19 protein-coding genes are annotated in these 21,363 nt (G+C 37.5%); 18 read left to right on the forward strand and 1 reads right to left on the reverse strand.

Annotation, left to right across the window (positions count from 1 at the left end):
• The first annotated feature begins 11 nt into the window (after positions 1–11).
• From ACIQ0H_RS17415 to nagA, 10 genes are all read left to right on the forward strand, one after another.
• On the forward strand, positions 12–1,004 hold the full coding sequence (locus ACIQ0H_RS17415) for a LacI family DNA-binding transcriptional regulator (RefSeq protein ID WP_403417461.1): 993 nt from the start codon (positions 12–14) through the stop codon (positions 1,002–1,004).
• Between the two features lie 827 nt (positions 1,005–1,831).
• Entirely contained in the window at positions 1,832–3,151 is a 1,320-nt protein-coding gene (locus tag ACIQ0H_RS17420; RefSeq protein ID WP_403417462.1) for an ABC transporter substrate-binding protein, read from the forward strand.
• Positions 3,152–3,299: 148 nt separating this feature from the next.
• Positions 3,300–4,181, forward strand: coding sequence for a carbohydrate ABC transporter permease (locus ACIQ0H_RS17425; protein WP_403417465.1), 882 nt, complete (start codon positions 3,300–3,302; stop codon positions 4,179–4,181).
• Between the two features lie 24 nt (positions 4,182–4,205).
• Positions 4,206–5,042 (forward strand): carbohydrate ABC transporter permease, encoded by an 837-nt coding sequence (locus tag ACIQ0H_RS17430; RefSeq protein WP_403417468.1) that lies wholly within the window; start codon positions 4,206–4,208, stop codon positions 5,040–5,042.
• 21 nt (positions 5,043–5,063) lie between these two features.
• On the forward strand, positions 5,064–5,792 hold the full coding sequence (locus ACIQ0H_RS17435) for a GntR family transcriptional regulator (protein WP_403417470.1): 729 nt from the start codon (positions 5,064–5,066) through the stop codon (positions 5,790–5,792).
• Positions 5,793–5,925: 133 nt separating this feature from the next.
• Positions 5,926–6,642 carry a GntR family transcriptional regulator gene (locus tag ACIQ0H_RS17440; RefSeq protein ID WP_403417473.1) on the forward strand — a complete coding sequence of 239 codons (717 nt, stop codon included), beginning with the start codon at positions 5,926–5,928 and terminating at the stop codon, positions 6,640–6,642.
• Positions 6,643–6,742: 100 nt separating this feature from the next.
• Positions 6,743–7,918 carry an SIS domain-containing protein gene (locus ACIQ0H_RS17445; RefSeq protein WP_403417476.1) on the forward strand — a complete coding sequence of 392 codons (1,176 nt, stop codon included), beginning with the start codon at positions 6,743–6,745 and terminating at the stop codon, positions 7,916–7,918.
• Between the two features lie 157 nt (positions 7,919–8,075).
• Positions 8,076–8,933, forward strand: coding sequence for a tagatose-bisphosphate aldolase subunit GatY (locus tag ACIQ0H_RS17450; protein WP_403417479.1), 858 nt, complete (start codon positions 8,076–8,078; stop codon positions 8,931–8,933).
• 101 nt (positions 8,934–9,034) lie between these two features.
• Positions 9,035–9,967 carry a hexose kinase gene (locus tag ACIQ0H_RS17455; protein ID WP_403417482.1) on the forward strand — a complete coding sequence of 311 codons (933 nt, stop codon included), beginning with the start codon at positions 9,035–9,037 and terminating at the stop codon, positions 9,965–9,967.
• Positions 9,968–9,988: 21 nt separating this feature from the next.
• Complete coding sequence (nagA, locus tag ACIQ0H_RS17460) at positions 9,989–11,182, forward strand: N-acetylglucosamine-6-phosphate deacetylase (RefSeq protein WP_403417485.1); 1,194 nt, start codon at positions 9,989–9,991, stop codon at positions 11,180–11,182.
• A gap of 523 nt (positions 11,183–11,705) precedes the next feature.
• On the opposite strand, the gene ACIQ0H_RS17465 is transcribed toward nagA, so the two are convergent.
• Positions 11,706–12,629 carry an AraC family transcriptional regulator gene (locus ACIQ0H_RS17465; protein WP_403417488.1) on the reverse strand — a complete coding sequence of 308 codons (924 nt, stop codon included), beginning with the start codon at positions 12,627–12,629 and terminating at the stop codon, positions 11,706–11,708.
• A 177-nt stretch (positions 12,630–12,806) separates the two neighbouring features.
• Here ACIQ0H_RS17465 and melA point away from each other — a divergent pair, with 177 nt between their 5' ends.
• From melA to ACIQ0H_RS17505, 8 genes are all read left to right on the forward strand, one after another.
• On the forward strand, positions 12,807–14,108 hold the full coding sequence (melA, locus tag ACIQ0H_RS17470; RefSeq protein WP_403417490.1) for an alpha-glucosidase/alpha-galactosidase: 1,302 nt from the start codon (positions 12,807–12,809) through the stop codon (positions 14,106–14,108).
• Positions 14,109–14,575: 467 nt separating this feature from the next.
• Positions 14,576–14,881, forward strand: coding sequence for a hypothetical protein (locus ACIQ0H_RS17475; RefSeq protein ID WP_403417493.1), 306 nt, complete (start codon positions 14,576–14,578; stop codon positions 14,879–14,881).
• Between the two features lie 237 nt (positions 14,882–15,118).
• On the forward strand, positions 15,119–15,925 hold the full coding sequence (locus ACIQ0H_RS17480; RefSeq protein ID WP_403417495.1) for a helix-turn-helix domain-containing protein: 807 nt from the start codon (positions 15,119–15,121) through the stop codon (positions 15,923–15,925).
• 405 nt (positions 15,926–16,330) lie between these two features.
• Positions 16,331–17,146 carry a phytanoyl-CoA dioxygenase family protein gene (locus ACIQ0H_RS17485; RefSeq protein ID WP_403417498.1) on the forward strand — a complete coding sequence of 272 codons (816 nt, stop codon included), beginning with the start codon at positions 16,331–16,333 and terminating at the stop codon, positions 17,144–17,146.
• Positions 17,147–17,446: 300 nt separating this feature from the next.
• A complete protein-coding gene (locus ACIQ0H_RS17490) occupies positions 17,447–18,466 on the forward strand; it encodes a Gfo/Idh/MocA family protein (RefSeq protein ID WP_403417500.1) in 1,020 nt (339 codons plus the stop codon).
• Positions 18,467–18,559: 93 nt separating this feature from the next.
• Positions 18,560–18,754: an amidohydrolase family protein gene (locus tag ACIQ0H_RS17495; RefSeq protein ID WP_403417502.1), complete on the forward strand. Its 195-nt coding sequence runs from the start codon at positions 18,560–18,562 to the stop codon at positions 18,752–18,754.
• A 387-nt stretch (positions 18,755–19,141) separates the two neighbouring features.
• Positions 19,142–19,576 carry a beta-galactosidase small subunit-related protein gene (locus ACIQ0H_RS17500; RefSeq protein WP_403417504.1) on the forward strand — a complete coding sequence of 145 codons (435 nt, stop codon included), beginning with the start codon at positions 19,142–19,144 and terminating at the stop codon, positions 19,574–19,576.
• A gap of 32 nt (positions 19,577–19,608) precedes the next feature.
• Positions 19,609–21,345 carry a phospho-sugar mutase gene (locus tag ACIQ0H_RS17505; RefSeq protein WP_403417506.1) on the forward strand — a complete coding sequence of 579 codons (1,737 nt, stop codon included), beginning with the start codon at positions 19,609–19,611 and terminating at the stop codon, positions 21,343–21,345.
• Positions 21,346–21,363: the final 18 nt, after the last annotated feature.

Raw genomic sequence — 21,363 nt, forward strand, 5'->3', positions numbered from 1 at the left:
AGGTGATGGGAATGGCCACAATTAAAGATATTGCAGAAAAAGCGGGGGTATCATCTGCAACTGTTTCGCGAGTACTGAATTATGATGCAAGCCTATCAGTGGCAGATGAAACAAAGAAAAGGATATTTGAAGCAGCAGAAGAGCTATCTTATCGAAAACGCTCGTCCAAAAGATATGCGGATCAAAAAATTGCTATTATCCATTGGTATACAGAACAGGAAGAACTAAATGACTTATATTATTTATCCATACGCCTTGGAATTGAGCAGCGATGCAAAGAAATAGGGATGTATCCAGAAGTGTACTTTTTCGATAATATTAAAGATATTAAGGCTGTAGAAATAGAGGGTATTATTGCTATAGGCAAATTTAGTGGCCATCAAGTGAAGGAATTAACGGCTATAAATTCTACGGTTATTTTTGTCGACTACAGTCCAAATGAAGAAAAATATGACGCCATCGTCATAGACTTTGAGAAAGCAACAAAAAAAGTAATTGATTTTTTTCTTTCTACAAAGCATGAAAAAATTGGATTTATCGGTGGGAAAGAGTTATTAAAAGGACAAACAGAACCGATCCAAGATTTACGAGAAAAGACGTTCCAATCTTATATGAAAGAACACGGTTTATATGAGGAACGATTTGTTTATGTGGGTTCTTTTTCAGTAGAAGATGGCTATAATTTAATGCGGCAAGCAATTGAAGAATTAGGTGAAGATTTGCCGACCGCTTTCTTTGCTAGTAGTGATGCTATCGCAATTGGATGTTTAAGAGCGCTTCATGAAGCAGCTATAGCGATTCCAGAAAGAGTCAGCATCATAGGCATTAATGATGTGTCTGTTTCAAAGTATATGTATCCATCACTGAGTACGATTAAAGTTTATACAGAAATAATGGGTGAAACAGCTGTAGACACATTAGTTGAGCGATTAGAAGGCAGAAAAATCGCGAAAAAAATATCAATCTCTACAAAGCTTATGATCCGTCAAAGTGTGCGAAAGTAAAGAAGTTAACTTCGAGAATAGCACAACCTCTATGAAAGTGTATGAATAGACCTTTCATAGAGGTTGTAGGCGCAACTGGTTATGACAACATAACCATAGGTGTTAAGTCAATGAAGTTCTCACGAACAAGAAAAACATGCCATTACTTCGAATCACCCACTCCAAAAATTTAACTTCCAAATACCTCGAAGAAATTCCTGTCAAACACTACCCTTATTATATTTCTATCATAACTACGTATGCCTGTTGATTAAACAAAATAATCATCAGTTAGCATGGTCAGACAACTGGGCGCTACATGTATAGATGCTTTTAGGTAGCTTGGATTTTCGGGAATCGCATGTGGGTCCTTCATCCTTCGCTCTCAAAAAGATAAGATACACGAAGTGCTGAGATTTTCTCTTGGTTTAATTATATTCATGAAGCGCTACTTTACCGGTAAATCTACCGTAATTATTTTAGTAAATCGGACAGAAAATGGTCCAATGAAATGTAGATTTCCAATCCCTTTTCATCAGGTTTTTTGCAACTAAATCTTTAATCAATAAGTCTGATAAAAAAAGAATAATGTTGGTGAAATAACTGTAATATACATATATTTCAAATTATTGGATGAGGGGGTTGACCCAACAACCTATTAAATGTATACTATTTTCTATAGTCAGAAACTTCGGAAAACCAGGAGTTTTGAATCGCAAAAGGGGGTGAAATCTATCAATTCAAGATAAATGACAATGAGAGGCGCAAGGTGGTTCGATTGTTTGACTATGAGGTTCAGGTAATAAAATGCGTAGGTCTATAAATATATTTCATAAGGGGTGAATGGTATGAGAAAAAAGATTAATATCTTAGGGATATTCATGTTAATTGGGGTTTTACTATTGGCTGCATGTAGTACCGATGGAGCTTCGTCAGATGGTAAGGATAGCAAAGACGGTAAAGTCACACTTAAATATTGGTCAATGTGGAATACAGGTGAGCCACAACAAGTCGTTTTACAAGGAATTATTGATGCTTATGAAAAAGAAAATAAAAATGTGAAAATTGACGTTCAGTGGATGGGTAGACAAGTTATGTCTGACGTCAGAAACGCATCACTTGGGGGCGATGCGCCGGACCTTACCGAACAGTCAGGTGCTGAGGTTACAGGGACACTACTGAAAAATGATCTGGCAGAACCATTGGATGACTTGCTTTCGATGGAAATTCCAAATGAGGGGACTGTCTTTGAAGATGTATTTATTGACGATGTTATCTCATTTTATCAACAACAAGGTAAAACATATTTTATCCCCTATGAAATAATAAGTTCTGGTTTCCATTACAACAAGAATCTGTTCAGTGATAATGGACTTGAAGCACCAAAAACATGGGATGAATTTGTTGCTGTAAGTAAAACAATGAAAGATAAAGGAATTGCACCTTTTGCACAGGATGGCAATATCGACTTTTATAACGCTTACTATTATTACTGGTTAGTAGAACGAATTTTAGGACCAGGTGCATTATTGGAAGCTGCTGGCGATAAAACTGGTGAAACTTGGTTAAAACCTGGCTATTTAGAAGCAGCACAGAAAGTACAGGAATTGGTTGATAATGACTTTTTTGCTGCAGGATATGAGGGAAGCCAGTACCCGGCCGCACAAACATCGTGGGCAAAAGGCGATGCTGCTATGATTTTAAATGGGAGCTGGTTATCTAGTGAAACAAAAAACTACACTTCAGATGACTTTGAATATAGTGCTTTCCCATTCCCTGAAATCGACGGTGCACAGGGTAACTATGACCAAGCAGAACTTTATTTGATTGGTTGGGTAGCTCCGAAAGGTGCAAATGTTGAAGCCGTTCAAGATTTCTTGGCATTTGCCATGCAAAAAGGCTACCAAGAAGGAATTGTAACTGATACGGGCAATATTAGCACAAGGGAAGATTTAGAAGCACCAGAAGCTTTAACTAGTTTCAGAGAAACAATTGTAAACGCTTCCTCGTATCATCCGGAATACGATGGTTTACAAGCGGAATACCCAGAGTGGTGGAAAACTGTATTCCTACCATTGGACGATAAGTTAATGTTTGGTCAAATGAAAGCTGAAGACTTTGTTCAAGAACTCCAAAAACAAACGGAGAAGTATTGGTCGAAGCAATAATTAGAGGAAAAACAGGGGGTCACCCCTGTTTTCTCTTATTTATAAGTTGAATTTTGGCACTTTATTTAGGGGGAAGTCAAACGCGAAACTCCAAAGTTTTTTATATCAATATATCGAATTTACTCGGGAAATCTAGGAGGAGAAAGTAGTGAAAGATGAGAAGAAAAAGCTAATTATTCCTTATTTACTTCCAGCTTTAAGCTTATATCTTGTTTTCTTTATAGGTCCGGCACTCTATGGCCTTTGGATAAGTTTCCATGATTGGAGTGGGTTTACAAAAGCTATGGATTTTGTGGGTCTAAAAAATTATTCGAATATTTTTCAAGATCCGATCTACTGGCAATCATTTAAAAATATGATGCTAATCCTATTTGTAGGTGGAATCTTTGTCTTTTTAATCGCCCTACTATTTACTTCTCTAATGAGTCAAGGGGTGTCTGCAAAAAAAGCTGTTCGAGCAATTATATTCTTTCCAAATATTATTGCACCAATCGCTTTAGCCATTGTATGGAATTATTTATACCGTTACGATATTGGATTTTTTAATTCTGTTTTGAAATTAGTCGGGATAGATCCAGTCAACTGGACGAGTCCAGATAATATTATGATGTCTGCCGTTATTTCAATCATTTGGTATAGTACTGGATTTTACGCCATTATTTTATTAGGCGGGGTCGATAAGATTCCAAATACGTATTTTGAGGCAGCACGAATCGAAGGTGCATCAACCTTTAAAATATTTACAAAAGTGACGTTACCTTTAATTTGGGATGTCTTCTCGATTGCCGTTATTTTATGGGGGATAAATGCAATTCGATTATTTGATTTCTTGTTCGCTTTTGGTGGGCCAGAACCACCTTCACGTATGTGGAATACAGCAATGTATCAATACATATTAGGGTTTGGGCAACGTACACCGATTTATCAGCTAGGGTATTCTAGTGCTGTTGCAGTGTCAATGGTTGTCGTTGTATTGATATTTGTTATTACGGGGAGAAAGTTGTTTAAACGTGAAGTATTTGAACTATGATCTGCAAAAAAGGGGTTGAAAAAAGTGAAAGCAAATGAACGAAGTATATTACTAGTCATCGGTAAAGCCCTTTTATATATTTGGGTAATCTTCATCTTATTTGTTCTAGGTTGGATAGTTCTTGCCTCACTAAAAACAAACCAGGAGCTATTTGATGGGTTTTGGAAATTACCAGAAACTCTGCAATGGGGTAATTACTATACGGCTTGGGTGCAATCTGATTTAGCATCTTACTTCTTTAACAGCGTCATTGTTGTGACACTTAGTGTATTTGGGATTGTATTAGTAAGTGCGCCGGCAGCTTACGTATTATCTAGGTTTAAATTCTTTTGGAAAGAACCTATAACACTATTTTTTGTGATTGGGATTGGAATTCCATTTCAAGCTGTACTTATTCCAATTTATTTACTTCTGTTAAAAACAGGGCTAATCAATTCCCATTTGGGGCTTATTATAGTATATGTTGCACTTTCACTGCCATTCACAATTTTTATTTTGACAGGATTCTTCCAAACACTTCCTGCCGATGTTGAGGAAGCGGCTGCTATCGATGGGGCAAATTCAAATACGATATTTTGGAAAGTCATGCTACCAATGGCGCGTCCAGGATTAATAACAGTAACCATTTTGAATGCTGTATCCTTGTGGAACGAATTTTTACTGGCCAAAGCCTATATAAATGTAAATGATAAATATACTTTATCAGTAGGCTTATACCAGTTCTATCAATCCATGCAGTACAATTCGGATTGGGTTAGCTTATTCGCTGGTGTTGTTATTATTATATTCCCTATTTTGATTTTCTTTTTGTGGCTTTCTGATAGAATAATAGAAGGAATGACTGCAGGAAGTGGAAAATAACAATTAAAGGTGGAGAAGGGTATGGTGAAGTTAGATCCCACTAGCTTTGTGCCTTTGTATCAACAGCTTAAGGATATTATTCTAGAGGGCATTGATAAAAGCGTATGGAATCCAGGGGATAAGGTTTATTCTGAGCAACAATTATCTGAACAGTTTAAAGTGAGTCGTAATACCGCGAAGAAGGCGATTGAAGATTTGGTACAGGATGGCATCCTTTATCGAATCCAAGGGAAAGGTACTTTTTTGAGTTATCCGAAAATTGAGCAATCATTATCGGCATTTTATAGCTTTAGTCAGGTATTAAAGGATAAAGGATTGAAGCCAAAAGATATCATTTTGCAAATAAAGGTTGAAAAGTCAACACACAAGATTGCTAAAGCTCTTCAAATCAAAAAAGGGGAAGAAGTGATTATGCTTCAAAGGTTACGGTGTGTAAATGGGGAGCCGATTATTTTAGAGTCTTCGTATTTCCCGGAACATATTATTGAAGATATTGATAAATTATCTTCAGTTGGTGATATCCCTTTATATGATATTTTGAGAAGTGAATTTGGCATTATTGTGAATTCTGCAAAGGAATCCTTTGAACCTATTTTAATTAGTGAGGAAGCAGAGTATTTAGAAGTAAAGTTAGGCTCACCGGCACTTTTACTTGAACGAGTTGCATATGATCCGAGCAAAAAACCAGTAGAATTTTGTAAGTCCGTTGTGCGTGGTGATCGCTGTAAATTCTATACAGAACTGATTTAAATAAAAGTAGCATTATTTAAGCCCATGAAAGGCTTTACATGTAAAAGGATATGTTTTATACTTAATTCGACTGGTTATAACCAGTCGAATTACAAGTTAGAAGGTAGTAAACTTCAGGGGGGTATTTCACGTTTTGGATAAAAGAAGTAAAATCCCGTTGTATTTACAATTGATGGATAAATTAATCGTAAAGATTGAGCAACAGGATTATGAAGAACATGAAAAATTACCTTCTGAACGTGAGTTTTGTGAGATATATGGTTTGAGCCGAATTACTGTTAGACAAGCCTTGCAGGAATTGACATTGGAGGGCTATATTTATAAACTTCATGGCAAAGGAACGTTTGTAGCACCTAAAACCTTCAATCAAAACTTAGTGAAGCTGTATAGCTTTACGGAGGAAATGAAGAAAATAGGGAAAGTCCCTACAACGAAAGTACTGGAGTTTAATGAAATAGCTGCGGATGAACGATTAGCTACAAAAATGAATCTTTCACCCTTCGATGGAGTATTTCAAGTCATTCGTTTACGTTTAGCAAATGACGAACCCTTAATGTATGAAACGTCTTATCTGCCAAAAAAGTTCTTTCCACAATTGACCGAACAGGATTTTGTCGAAAGGCCAATGTACGATATCTTTTACACTGATTATCAAATTGGCGTTACAAAAGCTGTAGAAAAATTTTCAGCAATTAGTGTACGAGATGCAGAATCAAGACATTTAAAAATGGTTACCGACCAACCGGGTATGCTAATTAAACGCGATGCGTATCATAATGACGCATTAATCGAATATACGATTAGCGTTGTGCGTGGGGACAAGTTTGATTACACGGTTGAATTAAGCTAGGTGTAACTAAGAAATATCCTTAAGGATTTTCTTATTAAAATAACTGGTTATGACAACATGACCAGATGCTGTGCAACATCATAAAAATGGAGGCGTAAAATTGTTTAATCTTACAACTGAACAAATTACTGACAATAATGCAGTACATACGACGAGGGAAATACACCAACAGCCGGCTGTATGGCAGGAGTTAGTATCAGACTTCTTCGAACAACAAGAAACGTACAGAAAATTTCTTTCATCCATTTACGACAAACATGAGCATGTGCGTGTAATCTTAACAGGCGCGGGTACATCGGCGTTTGTTGGAGACACGCTAGTTCCGGAATTAGCACGCCACAATAAACGTAACGTTCGGTTTGAATCCATCCCGACAACGGATATTGTTTCAAATCCAACGGCCTATTTGTTCGAAGATACACCGACCATCCTTGTATCTTTTGCTCGATCTGGTAACAGTCCGGAAAGTGTTGCAACTGTATCACTTGGCCAGCAGATTGTGAAAGATTTCTATCAAGTGGTCATCACTTGTAATAAAGATGGACAATTAGCGAAAAACATTCAAGGTGATGCGAACTGCATGACATTGCTGATGCCTGAAAAATCGAATGACCAATCACTAGCGATGACAAGTAGTTTCACAAGTATGATCATGGCTGCTTATGCTTTGTTCACAGAAGACGTTTTTACACCAGCGGTTGCAGAACAAGTAATTGCTAGCGCAGTAAAATTAACTGAAGTTCTTGGTGATTCAGTAGACGCGGTACTCGGATTTGATTTTGAACGAATTGTCTATTTAGGCTCAGGTCCACTTGCTCAGCTTTCACATGAAGCTGCATTGAAAATGTTGGAGTTATCAGGTGGACAAGTTGTGGCCATTCATGAATCGTCACTTGGTTTCCGTCATGGTCCGAAGTCGATTTTGAATGAAAAATCTGTTGTAGCGCTATTCATGTCACAAGATCCATATACAAGAAAATACGATTTGGATATTTTACGTGAGTTAGCTGCAGCGAAATCAGGGATGAAGATTGTCGTTCTAACGGAAACTAATGATGAAGAAGTAGAAAAGTTGGCTGATTGGGTTGTAACGGTAAACGCTGGAACAGAACCACTAGAAAGTGATTTTAACCTTGCTGTATTGTATGTGATTTTTGCGCAAGCATTAGCAATGAAAAAATCCATCCAATTAGGAATTACACCAGATAACCCAAGCCCAGATGGCGCGATTAGTCGCGTTGTTAAAGGCGTAACGATTCACGAATATCAAAAGTAAGTCCTATAAACATGGAAGCATAGAATTCTACCTAATCTCTAGCGAAGGTGTCTACTGGCTTATCGCGGGAGGCACCCCCTAGAGTTAGTGGTACGATTCTTTAATTCAACATATATAATAGATAATTATTCTGCAGTGATAACTAGGAGGAAAAATGATGGGATACGTTCATAATACGAAAGAAATGCTTATAAAAGCTAGAAAAGAAGGCTATGCTGTTCCTGCATTTAATATTCATAACCTCGAAACAATTCAAGTCGTTGTTGAAGCAGCAGCTGAATTAAGATCGCCTATTATTTTAGCGGCAACACCAGGTACAATGGTTTATGGCGGACGTGAATATATTCAAGCCATCGCAGAAATAGCTGCAAAAACTAATGATATCCCAGTTGCTTTGCATTTAGATCATCATGAAACAGTTGAATCCATTGTAGAATCACTAGAATTGGGCGTTAAGTCTGTTATGGTGGATGGCTCACATGGTTCGTTTGAAGATAATATCGCCATCTCCAAAGAAGTTGTAGAGCATGCTCATCGCCATGGTGCAACAGTTGAAGCAGAACTTGGGAAGTTAGTTGGACAAGAAGATGATTTAGTTGTTGAAGCAGCTGATGGTGCTTATACTGATCCAGATACGGTCGAAGAATTTGTTGAACGTACAGGAATTGATTCATTAGCAGTGGCAATTGGTACAGGTCATGGACTATATGAGACTACGCCAAAACTTGATTTTGAACGATTAGAGAAAATTAAAAATTTAGTTGATATTCCGCTTGTGTTACATGGTGCTTCTGGTATCTCTAAAGAGGATGTTCAAAAATGTATTTCCCTTGGATGTGCAAAGGTCAACATTTCAACTGAGCTTAAAATTCCTTTCTCAGATGCATTGCGCACTTTCTTAATCGAAAATCCAAAAGAGACGGATACTAGAAAATATATGAATCCGGCTAAGGAAGCAATGAAGAAAGTTGTCAAAGAGAAAATCATGATGTGTATGAGTAACGGTAAAGCATAACAGTATGGAGTGGGAGTATATTCCCACTCCATTTGATTATCTATTGCGTCATTAAACTATGCAAAGGTATAATTGATTATCAATGAAAAGGTGGGCTGATCATGATTTTAACAATTACATTAAATCCGGCTGTAGATATTAGTTATAAATTGGAGACGTTTTCGCTAGATACGGTAAATCGTGTGGCTGATGTGTCTAAAACGGCGGGTGGAAAAGGACTTAACGTGGCTCGTGTGTTGGATCAGCTTGGAGAAGATGTTGCTACGTCTGGCTTTTTAGGGGGGAGTTTAGGTGGTTTTATCCGTTCACAAATAGGCTTACTGGGTATAGAAGATTTTTTTGTAGAAATAGAAGGTGAAACTCGAAATTGTATTGCGGTGATTCATGAAGGAAATCAAACGGAGATACTAGAGAGTGGTCCAGTCATTTCGGAAAAGGAAGCCTCATTATTTTTGAAGAAGTTCACTGAATATGTGCAACAAGTCGATATTGTCACGATATCTGGAAGTTTGCCAAAGGGACTGGCGGCGGATTTTTATCTAGAAATGGTGGGAATTGCTTCACAATACAATACAAGAGTACTCTTAGACTCAAATGGGGCATTGTTAACATCAATTGTCAGAGGCGAACATAAGCCTTATTTAATCAAACCTAATGAAGATGAATTAGCAGATTTACTAGGTTATAAATTGTTGGATGAAATACAGATCACAGAAGCGTTGGATTCATCATTGTTTGCAGATGTGCCTTGGGTTGTTGTGACACTTGGAGCAGATGGCGCGATTGTGAAACATGGGGATAACATTTATAGGGCTAAAGCTCCTAAAATTGAAGCTGTTAATCCAGTAGGTTCGGGCGACTCAGTTGTTGCTGGATTTGCTGCCGGATTTGCACGCGGTTTAGCGGACGAGGATTTGATTAAGTTTGGTCTATCTATGGGTGTATTAAATGCGATGGAAGAAAAAACAGGTCATATCAATGTTGACCAAGTCGATTGGGCGGTCAGTCAAATGTCCGTTGAGAAAATCAATTAAGCTAAGGGGAGGTAAATGGTTTTGGGAAATTTATATTTAGTAAATGCGACGATTGTTTTGGAAAACAGTATTTTGGAACAAGGTTTTATACATATAAAAGATGACAAAATTGAGACTGTTGGCGAGATGGCGGTATGTCCATCTTGGTCTGACGATGAGCAAGTGTTCGATTGTGCAGGGATGCAATATGTGATTCCAGGTATGATTGATATTCACGTTCACGGCGCAGCGGGATTTGACTTTATGGATGGTAGTCACGAAGCATTTGAAGGAATTGCGAAGGCTTTAGCAAAAGAGGGGACAACTTCTTTCTTGGCAACTACGATAACAAATCCAATTGAACATACTGTAGATGCACTAAAAAGCCTTGAGAAGTATAGCGCACAAGGGACTGGCTTAGACGTAGCGGAAATGCTAGGCATTCATTTGGAAGGTCCATTTATTAATAAACAACAAAAAGGGGCTCAACCCGAAAGTGCTATTATTACTCCCGATGCTAAAGTTTTTAGAGAGTGGCAGGAGCTATCAGGGAATGCGATTAAGGTCATCACCTTTGCACCGGAACTCGACGCTCAATTTGAATTGCTTCAGGAGCTTACCAAGACGGGGGTCATTCCGTCAATGGGGCATACGGATGGATCGTATGATGAAACGATGGATGCTATCAGTCAAGGGGTCAGCCATGCAACGCATTTGTTTAACGGCATGAAAGGTATGCACCATCGTGATCCAGGTGTTGTTGGAGCAGCTCTGTTACATGATGATGTTCATGTAGAAATTATCCCGGATGGTATTCATTTTCACCCCGATTTGCTCAAGTTAATTGTGAAGATGAAGGGGCTTGAAAATGTCCTAGCCATTACGGACGGAATGCGTGCAAAAGGCATGCCTGATGGAGAATATGATTTGGGTGGCCAGCAGGTGACAGTGCGTGATGGGACATGCGTATTATCTACGAGTGGGTCTTTGGCGGGAAGCATCGTAACGATGAATCAGGCTCGATTGAATCTTGCTAAGTGGCTTGACTTGTCTATCCATGAACAAATTCAAATAACTTCGGTCAATCAAGCGAAACGTCTAGGCCTAATAGGACGAAAAGGATCTATTGAGGTTGGTAAAGATGCAGATATTGTTGTAATTGGTCAGGATGGCGAAGTGGAATTGACGATTTGTAGAGGTGCTATTTCGTATGAGCGGAATGGTGGAGGCAATTAATAGTTTGGTAGTCAAAAAAGTAACCTGTCGTTCGTAATTTGAATGACAGGCTACTTTTTGTTGTAATTAAATGTAATGGTCTTTTACTGTAAAACTGAGGTTGATTGCCCCATAAATTCAATCTTCTTAAAGGATTTATCACACAACCGATAGATATTGTAGATTGCTATACTCCAAAGGAAAATGGGGGAATAGGAAAATTATATGTTATTAATCTAGTTAACAATAGTATTATTCCACAGAGAAATGTTGTTCGAAACTGAGTCACAGAAAATAATAAAGAGTTTTTAATAAGCATGAACCATTTCATTTTATAGTGAGCCATCATTGGAAATAAATAACTCAACTTTCGTACCCAATAAAACAGTGCGATTAGCTGGTTGTACTAGCTTTGTAGCCCTTATTATTCATATGCTACTCCATTCACCTCATTTAACATTCTGACTACAGGTAATCGAAATTATTTTAAAAATATTTCAAGCGATAACGACATGATACAATTATTATTTTAAGATGCACATAATCAAAATACAAAAGTGTGTTTTGGAAGTGACTGATCGCCAATAAAATGGTCGACTGCGATAAATGATTTACTGTTTCTATATTCTCCAGGTGATAGTCCAAGAGAGGAACGAAAAACTTTTCCGAAATAATTTCCGTTTGAAAAACCTACTATTAATGCAATCTCATTAATAGTGAGTTTATTATCTTTTAATAAATCAATGGACTTATTGATTCTAGTATTTGTTAAGTATTGTATAGGTGTTGAATGAATGGTTTTATGAAATAGTCGAGTGAAATGATATTTAGAAAGTCCAGATGCATCTACAATATCGTCGAGAGTAATAGGATTAGCATAATTATTTTTTATGAAACTAATTGCATTTGAGATAGAATCGGGCCATTCCTCATCCGTTTTGATGTTCAATACATGACGTTGTATCTCCATTAAAAACAAATAGGCGAAAGAGGATGCTTCATATGCATCATTCAATTTATTAGTAGAAACTTTTTTTAATATTTCAAGGATAGTTGAAATTGTATTGGAATACAAATCCAATTTCAGGATATGACCAGCATCCTTTATTATCTCTTCATAGCATTTGATGGCTTCCTCTCCAAATAAAGTTATATGTATAAATTCCCATTCATTACTATCTGAAGGCAAATAATAGCGATGATCACTAGGAACTTTGACAAAGAAAGCATCCCCGGATTCAAGACGATATGTACTATCCTTAATTCTAATCTTACCTACACCTTTTAAGGTATATTGGAAAATGATGATATCCTTTTCACTTCTAGTTAAACCGTCCCAGTCATAGGGGGCGGCACTTATCGGCTTCTCCCAACCTATAGAATAGATCCCCACAATGCGTTGCTGATGAGCTCCTTTAAAACGAAATCCAAATGTCCCATACTGTAATGAGTGGAAGTTAGATAGCAATATTTTACCCTTCTTTCTTGTTTTATTACCATTGTATAACCTTAATGTTCGGACTATGATGAATATAACGTCATTTGTTGCGAATAAAAGATTATAGTTTTATGCTGGTTATTAATGATAATTCATCTAAAATTACTTTTTTTATCGGAATGACTTGAAAAACAGGAGGGGTATAGAATGTCCAAAATTACTTTTTTAGGTGCAGGTAGTACTATTTTTGCTAAAAATGTACTTGGTGATTGCATGAGAGTTGCTGCTCTGCAAAATTTTGAGTTTGCTTTATTTGACATTGATCATGAGCGACTAAAAGATTCAGAACAAATGTTGAACAATATTAAAAGAAATCTTGGGTCGACTGTAAATATCGTATCATATACGAATCGGAAAGAGGCATTAAGAAATGCAAAGTATGTGATTAATGCAATTCAAGTGGGTGGATATGAACCAAGTACAATTATTGACTTTGAAATTCCAAAAAAATATGGACTGCGTCAAACGATTGCAGATACAGTGGGAATCGGTGGTATATTCCGTAACTTGAGAACAATACCTGTCATGATGGACTTTGCTAAGGATATGGAAGAAGTATGTCCAGACGCATGGTTCTTAAATTATACGAATCCAATGGCCGCACTTACAGGTACAATGCTTAGATACACAAACATTAAAACAGTCGGTTTATGTCATAGTGTACAGGGATGTGCAAAGGGCTTACTAAGATCTTTGGACATGCCAACAGATAATATTCAGTGGAAAATAGCTGGGATTAATCATGTGGCATGGTTGCTCGAAATTACTCGGGACGGGGAAGATTTATATCCAGAGATTAAAAGAAGAGCGATCGAGAAACAAAAAGAAAAACATCATGATATGGTTCGCTTTGAGTTAATGTTAAAGTTTGGTTATTATGTAACAGAGTCTTCCGAGCATAATGCTGAGTATCATCCATACTTCATAAAGAGTCGATATCCAGAATTAATTGAACGTTTTAATATACCACTAGATGAATATCCAAGGCGTTGTATCAATCAGATTGAAGGATGGAAGAAAATGCGTGCCGATTTAGTCAATGATGAAAATCTAACGCATGAACGAACAAGTGAGTATGGTTCATATATCATTGAGGCTATGGAAACAGATCAACCAATTAAAATTGGTGGAAATGTCCTGAACACAGGTGGTTTAATTAGTAATTTACCGGAAAATGCATGTGTTGAAATTCCGTGTATTGTCGATGCAAGTGGCGTGACGCCTACGTATGTAGGTGATTTACCAGAGCAACTAGCTGCATTGAATCGAACAAACATCAATACACAGTTACTCACGATTCAGGCTGCAATGACCGGGAAGAAAGAGCATATTTATCAAGCAGCTATGCTAGATCCGCATACTTCAGCAGAACTTTCTATCGATGATATTATTTCATTGTGTGATGATCTAATTGAGGCGCACGGTGATATGTTACCAGCGTTTGAATAATACGGAAAATCAGGAAGTGGAATAACCTTTTAGATAATTGAAAGCATACCTTCATCTTTTTGAAATATTCTTAGAGATAAATTATATTATTGAGTCGCTTCAACATCTTGGAACGATATTTTAGGCCCAAATGAAACAAACCCTGAAGGTGATTTGCTGGTTACCACGATGCGAGTAATCCAGGTCGTCCATGCAATCCTGAAAAAGCAAAAGTGCTACTTGACGAAGCTGAATATGTCAACGCTGATGGCGATGGCTTCCGAGAAGATGATAAACGTGAAGAATATGTGATTACCTTTGCTTCTATGTCCGGTGGGTAAACAGCTGAACCAATTAGCAAGTGCTATAGGCAAAACTGGTCTGATGTAAGTCTCAAAGTTGAACTTTTAGATGGATGTCTACATGATACAATGCGTTCTAGGATATGTTGAAAGCAAACATTCCAAAATTGATAGTTACCAAGGCGCGTGGAACGTTGGTATGACCCGGATCCAGCTGGTATTCATAGCAGAGCTGCACCTTTCAACTACTCACATTTCGTGAGCGACAAGAATGATGAGCTGCTAGCGGCAGGTGTTTCGACAGTAGCGTTTGACTCTGAACACCGTAAAAAAATCTTCCATGAATGGCAAGGAAATATGGTTGAAGAAGTCCCAATTGCCCCAACTGTTTACCGTTACAATTTAATGGGTGTTAACAAACGTGTAGTTAACTACCCATTGGACTCGAGTTCTGAAAACTATCTTCCTTGGGTTTTGGGTGTATCTGAATAAGGAACCACTTAAATAACCGTAACCTGGCTACTCTAGGTTACGGTTATTAAAGCTGTTCATGAATCTAAATGTGAGTATTTAATATACTAATACCTAGTCTAAATCCACAGTCTTTAGTATTGTTTTCATCTGCCCAAACTTGATGGAGGAGGGGAGGTATGTGAGTGAAGTCAATTAGATTGTTGAAATGTTTAAAGAATGAAAGGTTAGTATTTGGCAACTGAGGGAGGAAGGAATATGCCACGTGTAAATTTGCCGTCAGATAATGTTGAATATCCAGGGCTAGGTGTATTGATCGCTGGGCACTTTCTTGAAAAGGATACATATCAAACGAGAAGGGTTAATGGGATGAGTGATTGGTTAATAACGTTCACACTAAGTGGGGAGGGTTACTTCATTGTAGATGATGAAAAGATAACAAGCAGTCAAGGTGACGTAATCTTATTAATGCCAAAAGTGCCTCACCAATACGGGACTCGGGAAGGATCGGAATGGAATTTTATGTGGGTTCATTTTTCACCAGAGCTATTTGAAACAAATTATCTTTCGGGTGAGAATCTAGTAAAGCTTACAATGGAAAATAAGCATATACAAAATAGATTGAGCCAGGCCTTTGACAAACTTATTCTAGATTATCGAGAAAGAAATAATTATTGGTTTGAGTTATGCCAAAACTCGTTAAAAGAAATTCTTTTACTCATTGCTCAAAAACAAAAATATTCCATAGAACCACGGGTCGAAGAAGTCCTTCATTTACTGTCGAAGCAAATGAGTGAGTCTTTTAAAATTGAAGAGTTAGCAAGAAAAGTTGGGCTTTCTCCGTCTAGGCTTTCCCATTTATTCAAAGAAAACGTTGGGAGCTCTATTTTGGAAACATTAAAACAAATGAGATTAAATCAAGCTGCACTTTTACTAGAGCATACTGACCGAAATGCATCTGAAGTTGCAGTGGAAGTAGGATTCCAAAATTATAATCATTTTGCTATTCAATTTCGTAAACGCTTTGGTATTTCGCCAAGAAATTATAAAAAATCAGCGCAATAATATCCCTTTAAGGGCTGCTAGATTTTCTATATTATCCTTCATTAAACGATAAGGTAACATCTTCAGGCGTAGTAAAACATTGATTGTTGTAAGGAACGGGCTGATTGATGATATATTATGAAACTTGAAGTTGTTTGATGGTTTTACTTACTATATTTAGAGAACTTTGATGATACGCTTCAACAATTTTGATAGTCAAGACGGAATTCCTGTCATCCGAATAAAAGAGGTAAATAGCGGTTGGTAAATCCCTTTTTTGAGTAGGAGAAGGGTGCGAAATATGAGGTTATTAGCAAGATCGTTATAGTTTTCAGCTATTTTGTTACTTCAACTATTTGTTAGAGACTCATATAATAATACTATGGAATTGATTTAGATATATCGGAGGAAAGGAAGATGAACATAATGTTAACTGGTTTAAAAACAGTTTCTAAGAAGCAAAAAGATCAATTTGAAAAAGAAGGATATTTAATAATTAAAGGATTGTTTTCTAAACAAGAGATAGCAGAAATCGACCAAACCTTTATGGAGATGAGTAAAAAGACGATTAAAGGTTGTTTTGAACCGATTATGGATCAATCATCAGAAGTTGAGGACCCTCTCAAACGATATCCAAGAATGATGCATCCGCACCGTGTAAATGATGTGGCTATGAAATACATGCTTCATCCGAAAGTTATGCTCATCTTGTCGGATTTGTTTAATGAAAATGCATTAGCTGCTCAAAGCATGTTTTACTTTAAGCCACCACTTGCAAGGGGGCAAGCTTTGCATCAGGACAATTTTTACTTAAAAGTAGAGCCGGGAACGTGTATTGCTGCATGGACGGCAGTAGACAAAGCTGATCTAGAAAATGGTACGTTACTTGTTGTTCCGAAAACGAATAATGATGAAATTTACTGCCCGGAATTAGCTGACTCTAAAGAATCGTTTACAAATCAATACGTTAAAGTGCCAAAAGGTTTGAAAGCGGTACCAGCTATTATGAATCAAGGAGATGTCTTGTTTTTTAATGGGAATTTAATTCATGGTTCTTATCGAAATAAAACGAAAGATCGATTTCGAAAAGCATTTATTTGTCATTATGCAGGAGAATCAACTACAAAAATAAGCGGTTTTTACAGCCCTTTGTTCAGGGAGGATGGGAGTAAGGTTGAACCAGAATTAAATCCAGATTCTGGTCCATGTGGAAATGAGTTTGACACAGTTTACCCACATTAATCTTTTAAAGTAAGTGTAAAATAAGCGCCAACTTATCAGGAGGCGCTTATTTTATGCTTTATTTGGTTTTATTTGGGGTGTGGCAATCTATCAGAAGAGTCTTCGAGGATGACCCCTTGCTGTAATAAATGCACATTAGATAGCAATAACTTACCCTTCTTTTTTGTTTTATTCCTATTGTGCTACCTCATTATTCAGACTATGATGATTATATTGCCATTTATAAATGATAATTCGTCTAAACAACCGATTAAAGTTAGCGGCATATGAATAAGTAGGAAAAAGTAAGAAGTTCAGGGCATGACAATGGATCATCTGATAGCGGGAAAGTGGGGATTCACATTGACCATAAAAATAGGGATGATAGGAACAGGTTACTTCAGTATGTTCCATGCGAAGATTTTATCGGAATTAGTCGATGTTAGGGTAACAGCCATATATGGTACAAGTTTAGAAAAAGCAAAATCAATGGCATCAAGGTTTACATACGCAACTGGATATGGTGACTTAGATGAAATGCTAGACGCCGATTCCTTGGATGCTGTCTATATTTGCGTCCCACCAATGGCACATGGGCAGATAGAGTTGGAGTTAATTAAGCGAGGAATTCCATTTTTTGTAGAGAAACCCTTGAGTCAAGATAATGATATCCCTTTAAACATATTAAACGAGATTAAGAAAAAGTCATTGCTCACATCAGTGGGCTATCATTACCGCTACAGTGAGTCGATAGCACAACTGAAAAGCATGCTAACTGACCAAAATATTGGTATTGTGCTTGGACAATACATGAGCAGTATGCCTAGAGTGCCTTGGTGGAGAAACCAAGGTAGTTCAGGTGGACAATTTATTGAACAGACAACCCATATTGTCGATTTACTGCGCTATATTTGTGGAGATGTAGAAGAAGTTTACGCAGCATTTGCTAACCGTATTCTTTCTACGCGGGATGAATCGATTACAGTAGCAGATGTAGGAACTGTAACGATGAAGCTTCGTAATGGCATTGTCGCTAATATATCAAATACTTGTATTCTCCCTGATGGTATCGGGAAAACTGGAATCACTTTATATACAGATCAGGGTATGCTTGATTGGACACCAAAGCGTTTAGAACTTACAAAAAGCGGTGTATTATCAGAGTTTAACGACGTGAATAATCCTTACCAACTAGAAAATGCAGTATTTATCAATGCGGTACGCACGGGCGACTCATCAGGGATTTTATCTGATTATGAGGATGCCTATCAGACACATAAAGTGACTTTGGCTGCATTAGAATCGGCAATGAAAGGTTCTCTTATCAAATTGGACCTATGAAATCAGGAGAGTTGTCATTTGTTAGGGAAGTACTAGAGTGATGGCAAATATCTATTAACATCTACTCGTTCGTTAGCCGGAAGTATCGAAATAATGAATAATGCTCGCTTACATCTTGACAAGTGTCTTAACTTTTCTATCCATGAACAACTACAAATTACTTCGATCAATCAGGCAAAGCGATTAGGACAGTGCGACCGAAAAGGGACCATTCAAGCTGGGAAAAATCCGGATATTGTTGTAATTGGTCAAGATGGTGAAGAAGAGTTGACGACGTATATACGCTAAGGTCAATTTGATTGTTTGAGAAGGAAATCATAACAAATGAAATATCGAGATGTTGAAAAATAAAGGGATAGTTTGGAAATTGAGATAGCTAGTTATTCGGATTTTGAATAACTAGCTATCTTTTCTTTTACTGCAGTAAGATGACTATGGAGAATTAAAAAATAATTGACACTATTGGAATTGCAGTGGATGTGATATCATTTTATTAAGTTAATTAACTAACTGAATATGTTGGACAATTGACTCTAACTACTCTCCAACGAAGACGCCTTACCGCGGGAGGCATAGGGAAAGGATGCAGTTCAAACTTTCCTGAAGTGCGTAGCGTTGTTGGTAAGATTCTTTATTCAACATATATAAGTTAAGAGTAAGTAAGTCACAGCGTAGATGAAAATAGATTGTCACGGAGAAAAATATAACGAATTAATCAAATATGAAAAAGCGGTAGACGAATTGTTTACGAACTATGTTCATCTTCAAGAAAACGGTAATCGAACAGATACGCATTGGGCAAGCTTAGTGAATCGCAATGGTGTAGGTTTACTAGCAGTTGGCCATCCAACTACATTTAATTTTGGGGCTTCTTATTATGAAGTGACGGATCTAGAGAAGGCGAAGCACACAATTGATTTACAAAAAAGGGATTACATCGTCTTGCATTTGGATGAAAAACAGAATGGGTTAGGTTCTAATTCATGTGGCCAAAGTCAGTTAGAAAAGTATCGCTGTAAATTTAAAGCTTTTACCCTTACAATGAAGTTATCCGCATATTCTACGAAAGAGATTAGTGCTAATATTAAGGCAAAAGAGCAAATACAATAGTTTTTCAAACTTATTTTCCGGAGGTAATTCATGTGAAATGGCAACTGGAAGCAGAAAAATGGTTGATGCAAGAGAATTTAGATACAACATTAATGCAACAACTAGTAGCGGCTGAACAAAACAAAGAATTATTGGAAGACAGTTTCTATAGAAATCTAGCATTCGGAACAGCTGGTCTACGTGGCGAACTTGGTTTTGGCACAAATCGGATGAATATTTACACCGTAAGGAAGGCGGCACAGGGGCTTGCTTCTTATATTATAAGCCATGGTGAAGCTGCCAAAAATCGAGGTGTTGTGATTGCATATGATTCTAGACATCAGTCAGCAGAATTTGGCCTTGAAGTCGCAAAAGTCCTTGGGAGTAATGGCATTCGTTCTTATTTGTTTGATGAACTTCAATCCACACCGTTACTATCTTTCTCAATCCGAGAACTGAATTCATTTTCGGGAGTCGTGATAACTGCAAGCCATAATCCTTCAGAATACAACGGCTTGAAAGTATATGGAGAAGACGGTGGTCAAGTCGCATTTGAAGCGGCAAATGCGATTACAGCTCATACGGAAAATATCGAAGATCTTTTTTCGGTAGAGGTCTTGGAGGAGGCTTCTCTTGTAGAAAATGGATTACTCACTTATCTAGGTTATGACATGAGCAACCGTTATTTAAAACAGTTGGATAGCATTCTATTAGGTGGTGAGCTTGATAAACAGTTATCGATTGTCTATTCTCCACTTCACGGTGCGGGTGGAAAACTAGTATCTAAAGGGCTAGAAGTTGCTGGATTCAAGAATGTAACCATTGTGAGTGAACAGGCGATTCCAGATCCTGATTTTACGACGGTCAAGTATCCAAATCCTGAAGAAGCACAAGCTTTCGACATGGCGCTTACATATGGACACAACGTGAATGCAGATATACTTATCGCTACGGATCCAGATGCAGATCGCATGGGTGTGGCTGTTAGGGATAGTCAAAAAAATTATGTTTTTTTAACAGGCAATCAGATTGGTGCATTACTCGTACACGCATTATTGGAAGATAAGTCGAGTAACGGTACCATTCCAGAAAATGGTGTTGTGGTGAAGACGATTGTTACGTCAGAGTTTGGTCGCGCAATTGCAGACAGCTATGGTGTCAAAACGATTGATGTTCTGACAGGGTTCAAATTTATTAGTGAAAAAATATTAGAGTTTGAAGAATCTGCCGCATCTACTTTTTTATTGGGGTATGAGGAGAGCTATGGCTATTTGATTGGTGATTTTGTGCGGGATAAAGACGCTGTCCAAGCTGCTGTCCTTATTGCTGAAGTAGCAGCGCGTTATAAGGTAAACGGCCAAACATTATTAGAAGGCTTGTACGATTTGTTCGAGAAATACGGTTTTTATCAAGAAGGATTAAAGTCTATTGAGCTAAAAGGGCAGACAGGAATGACTAAAATTGATGAAATTTTGAACTATTTCCGTTCTGCATCATTTGTCGGTGACTTTACACAACCGCTTGCTGTCATTGAGGATTATGCAGCTGGTCACGCTGTTGATGTGGAATCAGGACATAAGCAGCCACTTGACTTACCTATCGCTAATGTTCTGAAGTTTAGATTAGTAGACGGTTCATGGTTTGCAATTCGTCCCTCTGGAACTGAACCAAAAATCAAGTTTTACTTTGGTGTCAAGGCCGATACACAAGTGGCAAGTGACGAGCTTTTATTGACAATAAAAGAGGCTGTCATGACAATTGTAGAAAAAATCACAGCTGAATCTTTATGAAGAGGAAATGGGGAATGT

It is taken from the genome of Sporosarcina sp. NPDC096371 (assembly GCF_044762865.1).
In the GTDB taxonomy this organism is placed as follows: domain Bacteria; phylum Bacillota; class Bacilli; order Bacillales_A; family Planococcaceae; genus Sporosarcina.